This window comes from Serratia sp. PL7, from assembly GCF_945957435.1.
Genome location: NZ_CAMFLB010000067.1, coordinates 1 through 4,841, shown reverse-complemented (window position 1 = coordinate 4,841; position 4,841 = coordinate 1). Strand labels below are relative to the sequence as shown.

General features: G+C 51.7%; 4 protein-coding genes, 2 tRNA genes and 1 other RNA gene. 5 read left to right on the top strand and 2 right to left on the bottom strand.

What is annotated here, in order from left to right:
- The first annotated feature begins 319 nt into the window (after positions 1-319).
- The gene (murB, locus tag N6G83_RS53890) at positions 320-1,357 is read left to right on the top strand and encodes a UDP-N-acetylmuramate dehydrogenase (protein ID WP_025304934.1); all 1,038 of its coding nucleotides are present in this window, start codon (positions 320-322) and stop codon (positions 1,355-1,357) included.
- Positions 1,354-2,316, top strand: coding sequence for a bifunctional biotin--[acetyl-CoA-carboxylase] ligase/biotin operon repressor BirA (gene birA / locus N6G83_RS53885; RefSeq protein WP_025304935.1), 963 nt, complete (start codon positions 1,354-1,356; stop codon positions 2,314-2,316). Before murB ends, birA begins: the two co-directional genes overlap by 4 nt.
- 48 nt (positions 2,317-2,364) lie before the next feature.
- On the opposite strand, the gene coaA is transcribed toward birA, so the two are convergent.
- Both coaA and N6G83_RS53875 read right to left on the bottom strand, forming a co-directional pair.
- Positions 2,365-3,315, bottom strand: coding sequence for a type I pantothenate kinase (coaA, locus tag N6G83_RS53880; RefSeq protein WP_025304936.1), 951 nt, complete (start codon positions 3,313-3,315; stop codon positions 2,365-2,367).
- Positions 3,316-3,534: 219 nt separating this feature from the next.
- Positions 3,535-4,083 carry a GNAT family N-acetyltransferase gene (locus N6G83_RS53875; protein ID WP_025304937.1) on the bottom strand — a complete coding sequence of 183 codons (549 nt, stop codon included), beginning with the start codon at positions 4,081-4,083 and terminating at the stop codon, positions 3,535-3,537.
- A gap of 396 nt (positions 4,084-4,479) precedes the next feature.
- Between N6G83_RS53875 and N6G83_RS53870 the strand changes: the two genes are divergently transcribed.
- The 3 genes from N6G83_RS53870 to N6G83_RS53860 all read left to right on the top strand — a co-directional run bounded on the left by N6G83_RS53870 (position 4,480) and on the right by N6G83_RS53860 (position 4,827).
- A tRNA-Thr gene (locus N6G83_RS53870) sits at positions 4,480-4,555 on the top strand.
- A gap of 25 nt (positions 4,556-4,580) precedes the next feature.
- Positions 4,581-4,665, top strand: a tRNA-Tyr gene (locus N6G83_RS53865).
- Between the two features lie 46 nt (positions 4,666-4,711).
- Positions 4,712-4,827: non-coding RNA, RtT sRNA (locus tag N6G83_RS53860), on the top strand.
- Positions 4,828-4,841 lie beyond the last annotated feature (14 nt).

Genomic DNA, 4,841 nt, shown 5'->3' with positions numbered 1-4,841 from the left:
AAATATCCTGACTGTATCTATTACTTTGAAAAATACCTTTTTGGCATATGTAGCTTATTCTTATAAGGAATCATAATGTTTTTTTGCCGGAGAAATAGCCAGATTAATATATAATTGATAGCTTCAGATTATTATTTAAATAATAAAAATGCCTATTTATTAATGTGTTGATAAGAAATATCTGGCTATATCAAAGATAAATCTTAATTCTTTAGTGTATTATTCGATAAATTTCACGTTAATTAAAACAAATATTAGCCAGACGCCTCGAATCGAGTAGACTAGGCGAAAGATTATTTCCGTATAGGTACTGAACGTTATGTCTACTGAAAGCGCGTCTTTAAAAAACCACAATACGTTTGCGCTCCCGGTCAACGCAGCGCACCTGATCATGGCCGATAGAATTGAGCTGATGCTCAAGGTGTGGCAACAAACGCGCAAGCGTCAGGAGCCGCTGCTGATTCTCGGTGAAGGTAGCAACGTGCTGTTCCTGGAGGATTTCTCGGGCACGGTAATGGTCAATCAGTTGAAGGGTATCGATGTTCGAGAAGATAACGATGCCTGGTATCTCCACGTCAGCTCCGGTGAAAATTGGCATGACCTGGTGCAATATACGCTGCAGGCTGGGATCTGCGGCCTGGAAAACCTGGCGTTGATCCCTGGATTGGCCGGTTCCGCCCCTATTCAGAACATCGGCGCCTACGGCGTCGAATTGAAAGACGTCTGCGAGTATGTCGATTTGCTGGACTTCTCTACCGGCGCTATCGATCGCATCCCGGCTGCCGAGTGTGGTTTTGGCTACCGGGAAAGCATTTTCAAGCACCGTTTCCAAACTGGGCATGTCATTGTCGGGCTGGGTCTGCGTCTCAACAAACAGTGGCAACCCAAATTGAGTTACGGCGATCTGGCCAAGCTGGAGCCCACCACGGTGACGCCGCTTCAGGTATTTGAATCCGTATGTGCTATGCGTCGCAGCAAGCTGCCCGATCCGCGCGAAACCGGCAATGCCGGCAGCTTCTTCAAGAATCCTTTGGTGAACGCAGAGAAAGCCGCAGAACTCGTCGCCAAATATCCTGGCATGCCGCATTATCCGCAGCAGGATGGTCAGGTGAAGCTGGCCGCCGGCTGGCTTATCGACCAATGCGAGCTGAAAGGATATCGCATCGGTGGTGCTGCGGTACACCGCCAGCAGGCGCTGGTGCTGGTGAACATCGACAATGCCCACAGCCAGGATGTGGTGGCGCTGGCGCGCCACGTACGCAAGACGGTGGCCGATAAATTCGGTGTGTGGTTGGAGCCTGAGGTGCGCTTTATTGGCGCGACCGGTGAGCTGAATGCCGTGGCGGTGCTGTCATGAAAGATACCAAGGTTCCGTTAAAACTGATCGCGTTGTTGGCCGACGGCGAATTCCATTCCGGGGAACACCTCGGTGAGTCACTCGGCATGAGCCGTGCTGCGATCAATAAGCATATTCAAACCATTCGCGAGTGGGGGCTGGATGTCTTTACCGTGCCTGGCAAAGGGTACAGCTTGCCTGCCCCCATGCCGCTATTGGAGGCGGAACGCATTCTAAAAGGGTTGGACGACAAACGCGTTACCGTGTTGCCGGTAGTCGACTCTACCAATCAATATTTGCTGGATCGTATCGAAACACTACAATCTGGCGACGCCTGCATCGCTGAGTATCAACTGGCTGGCCGCGGTCGTCGTGGGCGCCAGTGGATTTCGCCGTTTGGCGCCAATTTATACCTGTCGATGTTTTGGCGATTGGAACAGGGGCCAGCTGCGGCGATGGGGCTGAGCCTGGTGATCGGCATGGTGATGGCGGAGGTCTTGCAGCGCCTTGGTGCTAAAGACGTGCGAGTAAAATGGCCCAACGACCTCTACCTGAATGATCGCAAATTGGCAGGGATCCTGGTCGAGTTGACAGGAAAAACTGGCGATGCGGCTCAGTTGGTCATCGGTGCTGGCATTAATTTGGCGATGCGGGATACCAATGCCGGGGGGATCAACCAAGGTTGGATCAACCTGCAAGAAGCCGGCATTAACATCGATCGTAATGAGCTGACTGCTACTTTGCTCAATGAATTGCGGCAGTCGTTAAAACAATTCGAGATAGATGGGCTGGGGCCATTCATTGGTCGTTGGCGCACGTTGGATAATTTTATCGACAGACCGGTCAAACTGCTGATTGGTGAGCGGCAGATTGTAGGGATCGCACGAGGCATCGATTCGCAGGGGGCACTGCTGCTGGAACAAGATGGGGAGATCAAACCCTTTATCGGCGGAGAGATATCGCTGCGCAGTGCAGAATAGCGAGCGCAACCAAGGGGACGTTACCGTCCCCTTGAGCGATCGGTAGTCTTACTTTCTTAAGCGCACGCTTTCAACGGCATGGTTGGCGCTTTTGGTCATGATCAGGCTGGCGCGTTCGCGGGTAGGTAGTATATTCTGCTGCAAATTCAAGCCGTTAATTTCATTCCACAATTGTGTAGCGATATTAATCGCTTCCGGTTCCGGCAATTTTGAATAGTTATGGAAATAAGAATCGGGATTGGAAAATGCGCCCTGACGGAATTTCAGGAAACGATTGATATACCAGCTTTGCAATAGCGTCTCCGGGGCATCGACATATATGGAGAAGTCGACAAAATCGGAAACGAATACGCGATGAGGATCGTGCGGGTAATCCATACCGCTTTGCAATACGTTAAGCCCTTCCAGGATCAGAATATCCGGTTGCTCGATGACTTTATTACCCTCAGGTACAACGTCATAGATTAAATGAGAATAAACCGGAGCGGTAACGCGTTTGGCGCCGGATTTCACTTCTGACACGAATTTCACCAGGCTATGCATATCGTAAGACTGCGGGAAGCCTTTTTTCTTCATCAGGCCGCGTTCGTTCAGCACCTTATTAGGATGCAAGAAGCCGTCGGTCGTGATCAACTCAACGCTGCGGTGTTCCGGCCAGCGGCTCAGCAACGCCTGCAACAGACGTGCGGTCGTGCTCTTACCTACGGCTACGCTGCCGGCGATGCCGATGACATAGGGAATTTTTTGCCCGTCGGTGCCGAGGAATTGCTCGAGCACCGCCTGTCGGCGCAGGTTGGAACTGATATAGAAGTTCAATAGTCGTGACAGCGGCAGATAAATCTGCGCAACTTCTTCCAACGAGAGATCTTCGTTAATCCCTTTCAGCTTAACGATCTCTTCTTCCGATAACGTCAGCGGCACCGAATCTCGCAACGCAGCCCATTGGGTACGATCGAACTGTAGGTAAGGCGTTGCTAAAGATTGATCTCTTTTTATCATAAGCCAAATTCTGCCTGTTAACGCAGGTTGGGAAAGGCGCCGGACGCCAACTCCAGAGAATAAACAAGCTGCATATTATAGACAGCTTCGTTTTTGGCGTAGACTTTTTTCGCAAAAGTTGTCGATAGGCAGCAGTTTATGTCAATTGTGCGAAGCGGCGCGCAGTTGATAAGGCGGGGTTGCAAGGCGGTATCATCGGGGCCGGATACCGCTTGAAGGCTAGCAGGCAATGGCGCGCGAAGGTTGGTTTACGGTGAATAGACGTTTGTAATAAATGACGGTCGGATGATAATGCCCATCGGGGCCCGCTGCATAATCCGGTAGCTCGCCCAAACAGCGATAACCCAGGCTACGATAAAGCGCTTCAGCCGCTGAGCCAGCCTGCGTATCCAGGTACAATAGCCCGCGCTGCTGTTGCAGTGCCGCCTGCTCCAACGTCTTCATCAGCGCCAGACCTACGCCGTTGCGGCGAGCGCGGCTATGCACCAATAGCTTCACCACCTCCGCACGATTACGGCCATTCGGTTTCTGGCAGAGCTCGAGTTGCACGGTGCCAACGACGCCGCGTTCGTCGCGGGCAATCCACAATAGCAGCTCGCTTTTGGCCAAGGCGGGACGCAGGCTGTGGAAGTAACTCTCGGCGTCTTCATGCGGGATTAAGGTGTCGTAGCCCACTGAAGCACCGTGGGTGACCGCATCGGTCAACAGGCGAGCCAATTCATCGCGATAAATCGGGAGCGTAGCGGCGTTGATAGGCACTATTTTCATCGGTCATTCCTCCAGAGATGGGGGTAATGAAGATAAGCAATAACTGCGCCAGAACGACGAAAGGCATAGCCACGGCGAAAGAGCGAGCAATAAGTGTAGTTCACGCCACGAACCTGGGCAGCGATCCTCTTTTTGGTGCATCGATCCCGCTCACGGTTTACCGACGCAGGTTACGTGTTTTGAGAAGCCCGACACGGAGAAAGGGGCTCTCAATGCTTGCAAAAAGTGGATAAAATTGTAGAGAATGATTGCCGCAAGTGATGAATGTTTGCACGCCGCAGGCTGCGAATTGCATGACAGCATGCAAAATTGACTGATTTGTGAGCGAAAGTGCGCGTAAAGTAATTTTTTTGTTGCATAGGCCGTCCGCTCTACCTAGAATGCGCTGCACTTGATGCCGGCTTAGCTCAGTAGGTAGAGCAACTGACTTGTAATCAGTAGGTCACCAGTTCGATTCCGGTAGCCGGCACCATTCAAGTCACAAGTAGTTAAAATCTGGTGGGGTTCCCGAGCGGCCAAAGGGAGCAGACTGTAAATCTGCCGTCACAGACTTCGAAGGTTCGAATCCTTCCCCCACCACCAAATCTTGCCTTCGGCGATTAACTGAGATGCGATAAATACCGCAGCGGTTGATGGCGGGAGGAGAGGGCGAAAGCCTTCGGCAAGGTTCGAGCTGTGCAGCGCAAGGCGCAGCCGGCCCGAAGGATGCGAAGCGAGTGATGAATAGTCCTGCTCCATCCCAAAATTCTACAGAAAAA

What these genes read in the sequence shown, in the direction of transcription:
- murB (WP_025304934.1), top strand. Translation starts at nt 320, where the DNA reads ATGTCTACTGAAAGCGCGTCTTTAAAAAACCACAATACGTTTGCGCTC.
- birA (WP_025304935.1), top strand. Translation starts at nt 1,354, where the DNA reads ATGAAAGATACCAAGGTTCCGTTAAAACTGATCGCGTTGTTGGCCGAC.
- coaA (WP_025304936.1), bottom strand. Translation starts at nt 3,315, where the DNA reads ATGATAAAAAGAGATCAATCTTTAGCAACGCCTTACCTACAGTTCGAT.
- N6G83_RS53875 (WP_025304937.1), bottom strand. Translation starts at nt 4,083, where the DNA reads ATGAAAATAGTGCCTATCAACGCCGCTACGCTCCCGATTTATCGCGAT.